General features: G+C 52.5%; 11 protein-coding genes. 9 read left to right on the forward strand and 2 right to left on the reverse strand.

Annotated elements, in window-relative coordinates:
* Nucleotides 1-4 precede the first annotated feature (4 nt).
* A complete protein-coding gene (locus tag E1757_RS07270; protein WP_165971990.1) occupies nucleotides 5-5,143 on the reverse strand; it encodes an AAA family ATPase in 5,139 nt (1,712 codons plus the stop codon).
* Between the two features lie 280 nt (nucleotides 5,144-5,423).
* On the opposite strand from E1757_RS07270, the gene E1757_RS07275 reads away from it, so the two are divergent.
* From E1757_RS07275 to E1757_RS07310, 8 genes are all read left to right on the forward strand, one after another.
* Entirely contained in the window at nucleotides 5,424-6,344 is a 921-nt protein-coding gene (locus tag E1757_RS07275) for a TIGR01777 family oxidoreductase (RefSeq protein ID WP_133226188.1), read from the forward strand.
* Nucleotides 6,345-6,480: 136 nt separating this feature from the next.
* Nucleotides 6,481-6,801, forward strand: coding sequence for a hypothetical protein (locus E1757_RS07280; RefSeq protein ID WP_133226190.1), 321 nt, complete (start codon nucleotides 6,481-6,483; stop codon nucleotides 6,799-6,801).
* Nucleotides 6,802-7,168: 367 nt separating this feature from the next.
* On the forward strand, nucleotides 7,169-7,240 hold the full coding sequence (gene pqqA, locus E1757_RS37165) for a pyrroloquinoline quinone precursor peptide PqqA (protein WP_354499730.1): 72 nt from the start codon (nucleotides 7,169-7,171) through the stop codon (nucleotides 7,238-7,240).
* A 52-nt stretch (nucleotides 7,241-7,292) separates the two neighbouring features.
* Entirely contained in the window at nucleotides 7,293-8,201 is a 909-nt protein-coding gene (gene pqqB, locus E1757_RS07290) for a pyrroloquinoline quinone biosynthesis protein PqqB (protein WP_133226194.1), read from the forward strand.
* 3 nt (nucleotides 8,202-8,204) lie between these two features.
* The gene (gene pqqC, locus E1757_RS07295; RefSeq protein WP_133226196.1) at nucleotides 8,205-8,903 is read left to right on the forward strand and encodes a pyrroloquinoline-quinone synthase PqqC; all 699 of its coding nucleotides are present in this window, start codon (nucleotides 8,205-8,207) and stop codon (nucleotides 8,901-8,903) included.
* A gap of 5 nt (nucleotides 8,904-8,908) precedes the next feature.
* The gene (pqqD, locus tag E1757_RS07300) at nucleotides 8,909-9,187 is read left to right on the forward strand and encodes a pyrroloquinoline quinone biosynthesis peptide chaperone PqqD (protein WP_133226198.1); all 279 of its coding nucleotides are present in this window, start codon (nucleotides 8,909-8,911) and stop codon (nucleotides 9,185-9,187) included.
* On the forward strand, nucleotides 9,178-10,284 hold the full coding sequence (gene pqqE / locus E1757_RS07305) for a pyrroloquinoline quinone biosynthesis protein PqqE (RefSeq protein WP_246079058.1): 1,107 nt from the start codon (nucleotides 9,178-9,180) through the stop codon (nucleotides 10,282-10,284). The genes pqqD and pqqE overlap by 10 nt, the downstream gene beginning before the upstream one ends.
* 22 nt (nucleotides 10,285-10,306) lie before the next feature.
* Entirely contained in the window at nucleotides 10,307-11,254 is a 948-nt protein-coding gene (locus tag E1757_RS07310) for a dipeptidase (protein WP_246079059.1), read from the forward strand.
* A 55-nt stretch (nucleotides 11,255-11,309) separates the two neighbouring features.
* On the opposite strand, the gene E1757_RS07315 is transcribed toward E1757_RS07310, so the two are convergent.
* Nucleotides 11,310-11,699 carry a cupredoxin domain-containing protein gene (locus E1757_RS07315; protein ID WP_133226200.1) on the reverse strand — a complete coding sequence of 130 codons (390 nt, stop codon included), beginning with the start codon at nucleotides 11,697-11,699 and terminating at the stop codon, nucleotides 11,310-11,312.
* A gap of 285 nt (nucleotides 11,700-11,984) precedes the next feature.
* On the opposite strand from E1757_RS07315, the gene E1757_RS07320 reads away from it, so the two are divergent.
* Nucleotides 11,985-13,706, forward strand: a complete 1,722-nt coding sequence (locus E1757_RS07320; protein WP_133226202.1) for a pyrroloquinoline quinone-dependent dehydrogenase — start codon at nucleotides 11,985-11,987, stop codon at nucleotides 13,704-13,706.
* Nucleotides 13,707-13,709: the final 3 nt, after the last annotated feature.

A 13,709-nucleotide genomic window follows, 5' to 3' on the forward strand; every position in this document is an offset into this window, starting at 1 on the left:
AACGCTACGACTCGATGTCCGGTTCGATTGGTGCGGACTCGGCCCCGGATACCGTTTGCTTTTTCATGAAATGTACAGTAAAGGTTGTACCGCTGTCTTGTATGGATTGGCAATCGATCGAGCCTCCATAATGATGCAAATAGTTTTGGGCGATATGCAGCCCCAAACCGGAATTGGTCGAGTCCGGCTTGGTGCTGAAGCCTTTATCAAAGAGCCGGTGGCGGTGCTGTTCCTCGATGAATGAACCTGAGTTGAACACCGAAAGCGTGTAGCTTTGCTCATCCTCCTCAATGGTCAGACGGATCGTACGCAGAGGATCCTCCTGCGGAATCGCTTCGACCGCATTTTTCAGCAAATTGCTTACAATACTGGAGAAATAACTGATCGGCAGCGTGAGCCTGTCGAACGCGCAGTCCAGCTTGCCGGCGACCTGCAGATCGATTTTGCGGGATATGCAAGACAGTCCTATATTGTTCAACACGACGCCGAGTACGGGAAATTGTACGGAATTGACTACCGACTGCTGCACGATTTCTTTGCACCATACCGATATATAATCTTTGGCCATATCATATTTGTTCATCATGAGCAGGGCATGGACGGTTTGTACATTATTTATGAGCTCATGCTGGGACTTGCGGATGTTCAGCATGGTCGCCTCGGACGACTGTACCCAACGTTCCTTCTCGTCAAGCTGAAGCCGGATGTTTTTTTCCTGCTCCTCCAGCAGCTGCAGCTTGTAATCCTTGTATTCCAGATTGGAATGGAGCTTCGAATTTTCGATCGTGACGGCAATTTCGGCCGCCAGCAGCTTCAACGTATCCAGTCGCTGCTCCTGAAAGACGTGGCTGGACAAATTATTTTCCAAATAGAGCAGACCGACCAGTTGACCCAGCTTCATAATCGGCAATATAAGCAGCGATTTAAGCCGTCTGCGCTGAATAAAAGCATCTTGGCCAAACTGCTCGGACAGGGCTGCATCGTGAAGGAGAACCGTTTCCCCGGTTCGCGCCGCATATTGAATCGCGGTGATAGGGGCGTGCCGGTAATCGTCCAACCGGACCGAATGCAGGGCGATAAACGGATGGCCGGGCATCTTCTCCGCTTCGATGTACAGCCGGTTATCCCGCATCAGCATCAGCAGCCCTTTTTCCGCGCCCGCATTTTCGATTACAATCTGCATAAAGCTTTCCAACAGCTTTTGAAAGACCGCTTCACTGGACAGCACCTGTGACGCTTTGGTGACAGTAGATATGTCGATGGCGACTTGACCCGGAGCCGACCGCCCGATCAAAAACGGATGCCGCTCCTCCAACTGAATCGTTTTACAGGTGGCTCCCCATTGACCGTACAACGATACGGCTTCCTGCAGGTAGGCTTTGGCGATTTTTGGCTTGCCGTTTTGCATGTAGAAGCTGGCGGCGCATTCGTTGGCCATTGCTTCGTATTGAATAAACCGCTGTTTGCCGGCGCAAGCGATCGCCTCATCATACAGCTCGGCGGCCCGGGTGCGGCGACCGAAAATTCGGCTGACCTCCGCCTCGAGCAGCAGCTTCAAATGCAGAAAATTGTCGGACGAATGGCGCGACCATTTGTTAAAAAACTTCAAATATTTTCGCAGCCTGCTCCGGTACCGTTTTTGCTCGGCTTTGCCGGCATCCTTATAGAGAGCGGTCATGATCAGCGAGCTAATGAAATAATACAGGTGAACGTGCAGCAGACCGAACACGAATGTCAAGCTGTTCTCGGCTTCCTCCATCATCGCCTTGGCTTCTTCCCACTGCTCCAGCAAATAGAACGCTAGCAGCTGCAGCGAATAATAAGTATGAATGGTCGCTTTGTTGCTCAAGCTTTGCAGTGTGCTTAGCTCGTCCGGGTCGAAAAATGGATTTGCGCGATCGTTATGCGGCTGAGGCTCTAGCGGAGCCTCTTTCATAAATAACATAAACCGCTGCAGCACCATTAGAATATAGATCGTGTCCTTGTCTTGCGAGCGGATGATGAAGGGCCGGTATGCTTCCGATTCCTCGTAAATGTCGGATAATGCGTCGCCTTTAAACAGCCGCAGAAAAAAGCTGAACGCAATCGAATAGCCGGCATACACCAAATCTCCGGCCTCGATCCCGATTTGATAGGCTCTGCGCAAATATCCGATGTGGTATTCGATATGATACTGCAAATTGTTCGTAAATGCGCCGTGGCCGAAGTAAACTTTGCTTTTGATCGGCAAATAATCAAACGAATCGCTTAGTCTGAGCGCCAGCCTGCCATAGCGCAATCCGTCGTCCAGCTTGCCGAAAATCGAGCTGGAGATAACGCCGTATGTCGAATAGGAAAGCGCGGAGCCCTCTGAGTTGCCGTGGCGCAGCGAATAGCGGAACATTTTGAGCATTAAAGAGATATATAGCTCCGTATGAACGAAATAAGCCGGAGGGATCAGATTGACCATCAGCTTCATGACCGCGCGATGATCGCGATGCTCCATCTGCGGCAGCTCGTACAGCTCCTCCGGGTGTCTGAACATCATATCCCATTTGGCTGCAGCAATATCCCGAATCATGGATATCCTGGAAACTCGAGAGCGAATCGGCATTCCGAGCATACGCAATCCTTCCAGCCCGATCCGCAACGCTTCCTCATGCAAGCCGAGATTCGTGTATAGAATGATCATCAGATTGTATACGTCGGCTTGTTCCAGCTTGGAACGCGACTGCTTGAGTAAAAGACTGAAGCTGCGCTGTGCATCATCGAACCGTCCGCACAAATATTCAAGCTCCGCCAGCTCCAAATGGACGGCAAACGCCCGATCGTATTGACGGCTCCAGCAATTATGCCCGAGCAGCTGCAGCGCGTGCTGTGCATATTTCAAGGCGGTGTCGTAAGCGGTTGTGGCCTTCGCCTTTCGGCAGGCGGACAGGTTGAGCTCGATCAGCCTATCTTTATCCCGCTCGCTAACGAGCAGCTCTTTACCCCAATTCAATTGGTTTGTCGTTTCGAACAATTGCTCCTGGCTTTCGCTTTCGTCCATCGACTCCAGCATGTGCAGGCCAATCCGGTAATGCAGCTGCGCTATCCGCGGTTGGGCGACGAGCGAATATACTGCCTGATGGATACGATCATGCGAGAATTTATAGGTTGCTGCAGCGCCTTCCGTTTCCGTGACCGGCAAAGCGGAGATAAGCCCTTCCTTCGCAGCGGCAAGCAATTGGGCTTCAATCCGGGAGACTGGCAGCGCAATCGATTGCGCCAGCAAACCGGCGGGGAAGGCGCTGCCGATACAAGCGGCGTACGTGAGCATCTCCTGGACGGGCTCAGACAGTTTACGGATTTTATCGACCATCAGATCCACGACATTATCGGACATGTACAGCTCTCCCAATACATCGATGTTCCACGTCCAATGGCCGGTATGAAAATCGAATTCCAGCAGTTGACGATCATACATGGAACGAATAAACTGTTTTGTGAAAAAAGGGTTTCCCTTCGTCTTTTCGATCAATAGCCGCGACAGCTCGCCCAGATTTTGCCCGGCGGCCGGCTGCAGCGTATCCTTTAACAGTTGTTCCACCTGATGCGGTTGAAGCGGTTTCAGTGTTATCCGGGTCGTCTGCAGACGCTCCAATAGCTCGGTCCCAAGGCGCAGCGGATGGTTGTCGCCATTGTCCTGTTCGCGATACGCGCCAATAAACAGGCAGTGTCCCGATTCACGATTGGAAGACAGCTTTTCGATCAACCGCAGAGAAGCTTGGTCAGCCCATTGCAGGTCATCGATAAACACGATGAGCGGCTTCCCGTTCGAGTTAAACACCGTCAGCAACTGCTCAAGCGTCAGCAGAAAACGGTTGTTCGTTTCGGCCGGGGGCAGCTTCGGCAGAGGAGGCTGCTCGCCGATGATTTTCACCATATCGGGATGCATTTCGATCAACACTTGCCCGTTCGAGCCGACCGCTTCCATGATACGGCCGCGGATTTGCGCAAATTCGTATTCGGGCAGCGTGAGAACGTAATGAATCAACTGCCGACCCGCCTGCTTGAGCGCTTGAAAAGGAGTATCCCGATTGTACTGTTCGAATTTCCCGGAAATATAAACGGCCTGCCGGGCAGGAATGCTTTTCTTGAATTGTTGGATCAAGTACGTTTTGCCGACGCCGGACATGCCCGAAATGAGCACAAGTTCACGGCCTCCATGACTAGCCCGGCGGAAAGCGTTTTGCAGCTCCAGCAGCTCCGGCTCGCGGCCGTACATAGCGTCTGACAGCTGCAGCATGCCGGAAGCCGAAGCAGGGAGCCGGGCATCCAGGGAACCGTTTTCCTGCCACTGCTCCAGATATGTCTCCAGCTCGCGCTTGAGCGCAAACATCGTCGGATAGCGCTGCTCGGGCTGTTTGGCCAGGCAGCGCATGACGATGTCGGAGACCGGACCGGGTATGAGATTTGAAATGTCCGAAGGGGCGGCAGGCAGCCTGGCCAAATGGCAGTGCACAAGCTCGGCGGCGTCTGCGGCGGTAAACGGCGCAGACCCGGTCAGCATTTCGTAGAAAACGGCGCCTACGGAATACATATCGGCGCAGAAGTCGGCCTGCCGGTTCATTCGTCCCGTCAGCTCCGGTGCAATATAGGGAAGACGGCCTTCGGGAAATAACAAGAAGCCGTCCGGTTCAGGCATCCCTTCCGAACAATCGGCCGTCATATTCAAATCGGTAATTTTTACGGTTCGCAGGTCCGGCTCCACGATGAAGGCATGCGGCGTAATGTTGAAATGAACGGTGTTGGATTGATTCAGCTTATGGAGCAGGTCCGCAATCGAAACGGCCAGCTGTAAAAATGCGCGGACTGCGAGCGGCCCCTGCTGCAGGATGAAGGCCAACGGCTGGCCGTCGGTCGGCTCCATCCGAAGCAGAAACGTGCTGTCGTACGATTCGATGCGCAGCGGTTTGACGACCAGCGGAAGATCCGCCGCCAGCCGTTTGCCTTGCTCATATTCCGTCGTCATCCACTGAATTTCGTTAGGGTCCGGGTATTCGGCCGTCAGCTTTTTAATCCAGCCTTGCTGCCGCGCCGCCGGATTGAGACCGCGGTAGACGGTAAACGGGCCGTTTTCATACCATTTGATGTATGGATAATCGTCCAGGTTTAATGACATGAAGGCAGCCTCCGTTCCTGTGGTGATGGCTTCATTGTACTGATAAGCCATTATGGAAGCAACACAATTAAACAAAATGTACCATTAATCGACATCATCCGACCGATCCTGTCGCAGCGATCTTTTGCAGGCTCCTAGAAAATATGAATATACAGCGGCACGTTCATGTAATATAATGTCATTTGATTGAACGGCGATGTCGAACGCTATTTTTTATTTACGCAGCGATTTGAGATATAATAGAAAATTAATCAGAACATCCGAAAGTGAGGAACCATTGATGAAAATAGCCATTACTGGCGGTTCCGGTTTTATTGGGAAGCATTTGACTCAATATTTTTTGGCGCGCAAGCATAGCCTTGTCATTATATCGCGCCAACGGCAAGCCTCGAAACACCCGTTGATCCGGAATATTACATGGTCCGAGCTCAAGTCGGACGTCAAAGTGCTGGAAGGCACCGAGGCGATCGTCAATCTGGCGGGAGAATCGATCAACCAGCGCTGGACGAAAGCGGCCAAAGAACGGATTTTGCAGTCACGGCTCGATACGGTAGCCCAGATCGCCGATATTGTAGACAGGATGGAACGCAAGCCGTCCGTTGTCGTGAACGCATCGGGTATTTCCATTTACGGCACGTCGGAGAAAGCTTCCTTTGTCGAGCATAGCGAACCGAAAGTAATGGATTTTTTATCCGGTATTGTCGAGCAATGGGAGCGGGTCATGGATCAAATTCAGCATGTCCGGGTCGTCAAGCTGCGTCTCGGGATCGTGCTGGGTACGGACGGCGGAGCGCTGCCGAAAATGATGCTGCCATACAAGCTCGGGGTCGGGGGACGGGTCGGCAGCGGCCGGCAGGTGCTGTCCTGGATTCATATAGAAGATTTGTGCCGGCTGATCGAATTTTGTATCGGGAACGAGGATATTATTGAACAGATCAACGCAACGGCCCCCCATCCGGTGACGAATGACGAATTCGGCCGCGCCTTGGCCAAAGCGATGCGAACATCGCATTGGATGCCGGTGCCTGCATTTATGATGAAGCTGATGTTTGGCGAATTGTCGACGCTGCTGCTTGAAGGTCAGCGGGCGCTACCTTTGCTGGCTATCGAGTATGAGTTTCAATATAAATATCCTTATATCGATATCGCTCTCGAACAATTGCTCAACCCTCAAGTGAAAAGCTTGCCGGGGAAAACTTAAAGTCCGGTGAATGAGCAGCGGAGTGGCGTAATCGTTATCGAGCAGTCAAAAGAAAGCTAAGAAATGAACCATAATCCGTTCGCGTGGCGGATATATTCGCCAGGCGTTTACAGTCGATAGAAGGGGAGGCGGCAGCATGATTCAATACGGTGCGGAGCAGGCGACTGAGTTCACTTTTCAGCAATACCGCGCATCCATTGAGCCCAGGGATAACCAGTGGGTCGATGTCGAGCTGAGATTCGAGCTCAAGCCGGGCTGTGAGCTGCCTGTAGAGCTAACCGATCTGACGGCATTGCTCATATGTACACGGACCGGCGACATATTTCAGATTGTACCGCAGGATGAAGGCCGCGATTGCGAATTTCAATTCACCGAGGCGGAAAAAGTCCAGCTCCGGCTGTACTATGACATGCAGGTAAAGCCCAGACTGCTGCAGCTCGTCAAGTCAGAGGCATAAGATGATGTATTAGAGAGACGCTGCGTAATCATAATTCGGACGCGGGCGTATCATACAAGACGGCTTTTCTTTCTGCAAAACGGCAGATGGAAGGTCGTCTTGCTTTTTTTGGTTGAATAAAACGTAATCGAAGGAACACGACTTCAACAACGGCTGTAACCCCACATCCATACCTCCCAACGCTCAAACGTAAATCTTACATCAATGACCTCGTCAAGCGTTTTTCTTGGAGAAACAGGCTGTCAAAATCCGTATTTTTTCCGGTTATAGAAGCGAAAATGAAACATATAATAAAATCGTCTGCAAACCTTGCTCTTTGTCTTGTTTAGCCTTGACCAAAGTTATCTTTCGTAAGGAGGTGGGACTGATGTGGGTTAAACCCGATTTCGAGGTGATTGAGGTTTGCGCGGAAGTTACCGCGTACGCTTATCAGAAGTAACATCATCATGCCGGAGAAAATCCGGCATCTCTTATTTAAAGGGGGGCGGTCGATGGTTATAAAAGTATTGGGATCAGCGGCAGGAGGCGGCTATCCTCAATGGAACTGCAACTGCCCTTACTGCCGTCGCGTGCGGAACGGGGATGGATCGGTTCATGCGCGTATGAACGATGCGATAGCCGTTAGCGACGATGGGGGGAAATGGTATTTAATCAATGCGACACCCGATGTGAGCGCTCAGATCGAATCGCATCCTGCGCTTCACCCGGGCCCGGGCCTGCGCGGCACGCCGATCTCCGGTGTTCTGCTGACGGATGCCGAGCTTGATCATACGTTAGGGCTGCTGCACCTAAGGCAATCGGCAGAGCTGGACATATATGCCGCTTCACCGGTACTCCATGCTTTATCCGGACCGTTCCCTGTCCGTCAAATCATCGAACCGTATGCCTCCTTTCGTTGGACGGAGGTAAGAGCGGGGGAATCATTTCCGCTTTTTGGGGGAAGATTAATTGTATATCCTATCCAATTGGGCCGCAAGTCTCCTCGTTACGTATATGATGCCAATTTGGGGCAGGAAGGCGCCTGGGTCGTCGGTTACCGGATAACGGATAAAATAACGGGCGGAATCGTCGTCTATGCGCCGGGAATCGAATCATGGACGGCCGAGCTGGAGCAGCAGCTGAAGGACGCGGACTGCATCATGCTGGACGGTACCTTCTGGCATTCGGCCGAGCTTCGCGACCTGGGCGCATCCGAGCTGGAGGCGGCGGATATGGGGCATATCCCGATAACGGGAGCAGACGGCACGTTCGGACGGTTAACCAACCGATCGGCACAGCGGAGGATCTATATACATATCAACAATACGAACCCGATTCTCGACACCGCATCTTCCGAGTATCGTACGATTACGGAACATGGAATCGAGGTCGGCTACGACGGGTTGGAACTGGAGGTTTGACGGATGATCGAGCGTTTGTCGAGTGAGGAATTTATAAAACGGCTACGAAAGATCGGCGAGCTGCGCTATCATGACAAGCATCCCTATCATGTGCGCATGCATGAGGGTAAGCTGAGCCCCGAGCAGCTCAGAGCCTGGGTTGCCAACCGGTTTTACTATCAAAAAAACATCCCTGTCAAAGACGCGCTTATTCTTTCGAAGCTTCCGACAAGGGAAGACCGGCGCGACTGGATTCAACGGATCATCGACCATGACGGTCGCGAAGGGAACGACGGCGGGATCGAAGCCTGGATTCGGCTTGGTGAAGCCGTCGATATACCGAGAGAGGAAATGCTGGACGAACGCCATGTGCTTCCGGCTGTCCGTTTCGCAGTCGATGCTTACGTGAACTTTTGCCGGCTTCAGCCGTGGCCTATCGCCGTCGCCTCCTCGTTAACGGAGCTGTTTGCGCCAACGCTTGTATCCAGCCGCATCGCCGTATTTGAACAGCTGTACCCGTGGATTCGGCCCGAAGGTCTGGAATACTTCAGAGCAAGACTGCATCAGGCGCCTCGAGATGCCGACCATGGGCTGACACTCGTTATCCGTGAATGCGCAACTTTAAAGGAACAGGAGCAGGCGATGGCGGCATTGTCTTTTAAATGCGATGTGCTTTGGTCGCTTTTGGATGCATTAAGCTTGGCATTCCCGAACAAGGAGTGATAACCATGATTGCTTGGGAATTATCGGAACAGCCGAGGCTGCGCAGCCCGGCCCGTTTGAAATATGATAAGACGCGCCAATCGGATATGCTCCTTCTCCCGGAACGCGTCGTCAACCTGAATCCGACTGCCGGCGCGATTCTGTGGCTCTGCGACGGGCGACGGACGGTTGCGCAAATCATTGATGAATTGGAGGTTAAGTACGATCAAACGGGGCTCAAGGATGACATACTGGAGTTTCTTACGCAAGCGGCTGACAAAGGGTGGGTGGAAGCATGGAAATAAGTGCGCCTTATGCGCTATCCGCGGAAATAACGCATCGCTGCCCCTTGCACTGCCCTTATTGCTCAAATCCGGTAGAGCTTCGAAAACGGGAGGATGAGCTGACTGTCGACGAGTGGCTGAGAGTGTTGGAGGAAGCCGGCGAGCTTGGCGTCGTGCAGGTGCACTTTACCGGCGGCGAGCCGCTGCTGCGGCCGGATTTGGACCAACTGATCCGGCGCGCGCGCGAGTTAGGATTTTTCGTAAATATAATTACAAGCGGCATAGGCATTACGGAGAAGCGCGTGCAACAGCTGGCGGAAGCCGGTGTGGACAGTATGCAGCTGAGCGTCCAGGCATCTGAGCCCGAGTTGGCCGATTACATCGCAGGCTTTAAGGCCCATGACCTGAAGCGGCAGGCGGCGGGTCTGATTCGGGCCGGAGGATTGCCCCTGCATATGAACGTCGTGCTGCATCGGCAAAATATTCATCTCGTCGAAGACGTAATCGAGCTCTGCGTGTCGTGGGGCGCAAAACGGTTGGAGCTGGCCAACACCCAATACTACGGGTGGGCGATGGTCAACCGCGAGCAGCTGCTGCCCGCGAAACGCCAGCTGCTTGCCGCTGAACAAGCGTTTATGCGAGCCACAGAACGATTCGGCAAATCGATTGAACTGATTTGGGTGCTTCCGGATTATTATGAGGATTTTCCTAAGCCATGTATGGGCGGATGGGGAAAAATATCGCTGACGGTTACACCCGACGGGCGGGTTTTGCCTTGCACTGCCGCATCCGGCATCAAATCGCTCCGTTTCGAGTCGGTCAAGGAGCATGAGCTTGGTTGGATTTGGCGGGAGTCCGAGGCGTTCAACACATTTCGCGGATTCGATTGGATGGCTGAGCCCTGCAAAAGCTGCGATCGCCGCTTTCAGGATTTCGGGGGCTGCCGCTGCCAGGCGTTTCTGCTGACCGGCGACGCACGGCTGACCGACCCTGTGTGCCAGCGTTCCCCGCATCATCATAAGCTGGCCGAATTTGTCGCGTTGATGAATGAAAGAGAGCAGGGGCTAAGCCCGGATGATGACCGGGACGCACCATTATTTTCTTATCGCGGCATGTAAAAACTCAAGAGGAGATGCGCCGTTGAAAATATTCGACGCCCACTGCGATGTGCTGAGTAAATTGCTGGAAAACCCGGGACTCGATTTTGAGCATGAACCGGAGCTGCTGGACGTTACGCTGGATAAAATGAAGACTTCCGGCATCGGCGTTCAAAATTTTGCCGTTTATTTGCCTGAGAAAGATGCCGGAGATTTTCGCCGCGTTCTGGAGAGCGTCGATCTGTTTCACCAGCGCATTGCTTCCAACCGTTACATGCGTCTGATCCGGTCAAAGGATGATCTGCGGCTCGTCATGGAAAGCGGGCGGATCGGGGTGATGCTGTCATTGGAAGGCGTAGACGCGCTGCAGGGAAACCTGACTTATGTGAGAATCTTATTTCAATTGGGCGTTCGCAGCATCGGCGTTACATGGAATCATGCGAATTGGGCGGCTGACGGCGTGATGGAGCCGCGCGGAGGCGGGTTTACGGCAAAAGGAAAACAGCTGATTAACGAATGCAACAGGCTTGGTATCGTCCTGGACGCAGCCCATCTTTCCGAAAAAGGCTTTTGGGAGCTTGCCGAGCTTTCCGATAAGCCGTTTATCGTTTCACATGCCAATGCGAAGCAAATATGCGGGCATGCGCGCAATTTGAATAACAAGCAAATAACGGAGCTGATACGTGCCGGAGGCGTGATGGGAGTCACATTTGTTCCGCCATTCGTACAGTCGGAGCAACCGGTGACAATGGATAAGCTGCTCATGCATATCGATCATATTTGCTCGCTCGGCGGCAGCCGTCATATCGGGCTCGGCTCGGATTTTGACGGGATTACCGAATGGATCGCCGGCTTGGAGCATGCGGGCAAATACGGCCGTCTGGTTGAGCTGCTGCAAAAGCATTATAGCGAGGAAGATGTCGAGCATTTTGTTTATAAAAACTGGACTCATTTTTATATGCGGCATTTGCCGGAAGCGCCGGCAGAGTGAAATGACCAAACAGGAGCTTCCCATCGAGGGAGCTCCTGTTTGGTCATTCCGCTAATTACGACACGGTGATTTTTCCGGTCATATTGTCATGGCCCGAACCGCATTGAATCGAGCAGTTGTATTCGAAAGTACCCGCCTTGTTAACGGTGAACGTGGCCGTTTCCCCATTTTTCACATTGACCTTCAAGTCGGGAATTTCCAGGCCATGCACGCCATCCGTATTTTTGAGGGTGAGCTTGACGGTATCGCCGACGTTGAGCTTAATGTCTGACGGGGTAAAGGAGAAGTTGGCTGCGGACACGGTAATTTCTTTCGTTTGACCTCCGCCTGCCGGAGGAGCCGCATTATTGCCGGCATTGTTCGGATTTGTTTTAGTGCATGCGCTTAACATCCATACAATAGCAAGTGCCGCTACTGCCCATATAAGCCGATGCTTGAGTTTCATGAAGTCCCCTCCTTGATCTGGGAAAGCTTGTAGTGGTGATGTCTTTATATAACATGACCGAATAATTTCGTTTATATACCCGAAACAAGGCGGCAGTGAATTGAAATAAAGTCATCGGGAAAAGTTTATTTTCAAGCGATCGAGGAAAATATTGGACAAGCGGGCGGAATTGTTATTTTGATTTTTTTTAACATTGAAGGAAATAGTATTGACAAGGTGAACTGCATAAGACTTTAAACCGGGTTCCTATGCAATTCAATTTTTAAGAAGGAGAGAGAGGTACCCATGAAAAAATCGAAAGCCATTGGAATTGCTTTTTTAACGACAAGCCTTGCTCTTAGCGCCTGCTCGATCGGCAATAAAAATAATGCGACACCGCCTCCAGCGGAAAGCAAACCGCCTGCCGCTACTCCCGGAAAGGTGACGGGAACGACTTTTGAAAATTATGGAACCTACGGTTTTGATCTGAAAAATACCCGTCACGTTCCGTTTAAAGAAGTCACCGCGGAAAATGTCAAGGATCTCGGCGTTGTCTGGTCCGCGGATCTTAAAGCGCTGGATTCCGATGTCAAAAACGGCAACCAATGTTATCCCGTCGTTGTAGACGGTATTGTGTATATTACGACCGCAGGAAATCAGGTATTCGCCTTCGATGCGGTATCCGGCAAGCAAATATGGCATTGGAAACCGCCTGCAGAGCAAGCCGCAACCTTCAGCAAATCGGGGATTATTGCGAACCGCGGCGTCGCCGTTGCCGAAGGCAAAGTGTTTATGCTGACCATAGACAACCAGATCGTGTCTCTCGACCAGAAAACAGGAGAGCTCGTTAAAATGGTACGCATTGCCGACTCCATTCCGGACGTAACGCTGGAAAAGGGATATTACGAAACGACTGCGCCGGTCTATTTTAAAGGCAATATTTATATCGGCAGCAGCGGCAGCGACAATGGTGTCAGGGGGTTCGTCCATGCGTATAAAGCAAGCGATCTGACGCCAGCCTGGGACGCTCCGTTCTGGACGGTTCCGCCTAAAGGGCAGGACTGGCTGGCCAACAGCAAGTTCCAAGGGGGAGGCGCTGTTTGGAACCCGCCGGCAATCGATGAAGAGACGGGGATTATGTATTTCGCGGTCGGCAACCCGGCGCCGGACTTTTACGGTGAAGACCGTCCGGGCGCTAACCCGTACACGGACTCGGTCGTTGCCGTTGAGGCGGCGACAGGCAAGCTGATATGGGCGAAGCAGGAAGTAAGCCATGACCTGTGGGACTATGATGCGGCTGCCTCCCCGATGATTTTAAATGCAACCGTAAAAGGCAATAAACAAAAAATCGTCGTTGAGGGCGGAAAATCGGGACAATGGTTCGCATGGGACGCCGCTACAGGCGATGTGGTGTGGGACGGTATACCGTTTGCGAAAATCGATCATCCGAAGCCGACGCCGGAGGGCGTAACCGTCTACCCGGGTATCCTCGGCGGGGAGAACTATGCGCCTGAAACGTACGATCCCGAAACCAACTATGTGCTCATTCCGAGCATTGAGCAGGGGGGGATTGTCAAGGCTGCGAAAAATCAGGATGAAGCGGCTACTCCAGACGCGCCAGGCGCTGCTGCGTTCGGTACGTCGACAGCCGCGCCGTCCGACGAACCGGCGTACGGAACCATTACGGCAATGGATGTGAATACAGGAAAGCAGGCATATCAGATCAAGACGAAAGATTCGATGCGCGGCGGCTTGACCAGCACGGCTTCCGGACTGGCTTTCTTCGGAGAGCTGGATGGTAAAATCAACGCGCTCGATATTAAATCCGGTAAAGTGATTTGGACCTTCCAAACGTCCGGCAATAATATTCAGGCTGCACCGGCGATTTTCACGGTTGACGGCAAACAATATATGACATTCACCTCTGGCGGTACAAAGCCTAAAGCGTACGTGTTTGCGCTCGGCGGCGACAAAACGCAGGGCGAGGCCGGAGCTGCGGAAGATTCGAATGCGCATCAAACCAAATAACGA

This window comes from Paenibacillus piri, from assembly GCF_004354045.1.
Lineage (GTDB): Bacteria > Bacillota > Bacilli > Paenibacillales > NBRC-103111 > Paenibacillus_S > Paenibacillus_S piri.

Bases quoted from the DNA above. Each gene is read 5' to 3' on its own strand.
- E1757_RS07270 (WP_165971990.1), bottom strand. From the start codon at position 5,143: ATGTCATTAAACCTGGACGATTATCCATACATCAAATGGTATGAAAAC.
- E1757_RS07275 (WP_133226188.1), top strand. From the start codon at position 5,424: ATGAAAATAGCCATTACTGGCGGTTCCGGTTTTATTGGGAAGCATTTG.
- E1757_RS07280 (WP_133226190.1), top strand. From the start codon at position 6,481: ATGATTCAATACGGTGCGGAGCAGGCGACTGAGTTCACTTTTCAGCAA.
- pqqB (WP_133226194.1), top strand. From the start codon at position 7,293: ATGGTTATAAAAGTATTGGGATCAGCGGCAGGAGGCGGCTATCCTCAA.
- pqqC (WP_133226196.1), top strand. From the start codon at position 8,205: ATGATCGAGCGTTTGTCGAGTGAGGAATTTATAAAACGGCTACGAAAG.
- pqqD (WP_133226198.1), top strand. From the start codon at position 8,909: ATGATTGCTTGGGAATTATCGGAACAGCCGAGGCTGCGCAGCCCGGCC.
- pqqE (WP_246079058.1), top strand. From the start codon at position 9,178: ATGGAAATAAGTGCGCCTTATGCGCTATCCGCGGAAATAACGCATCGC.
- E1757_RS07315 (WP_133226200.1), bottom strand. From the start codon at position 11,699: ATGAAACTCAAGCATCGGCTTATATGGGCAGTAGCGGCACTTGCTATT.
- E1757_RS07320 (WP_133226202.1), top strand. From the start codon at position 11,985: ATGAAAAAATCGAAAGCCATTGGAATTGCTTTTTTAACGACAAGCCTT.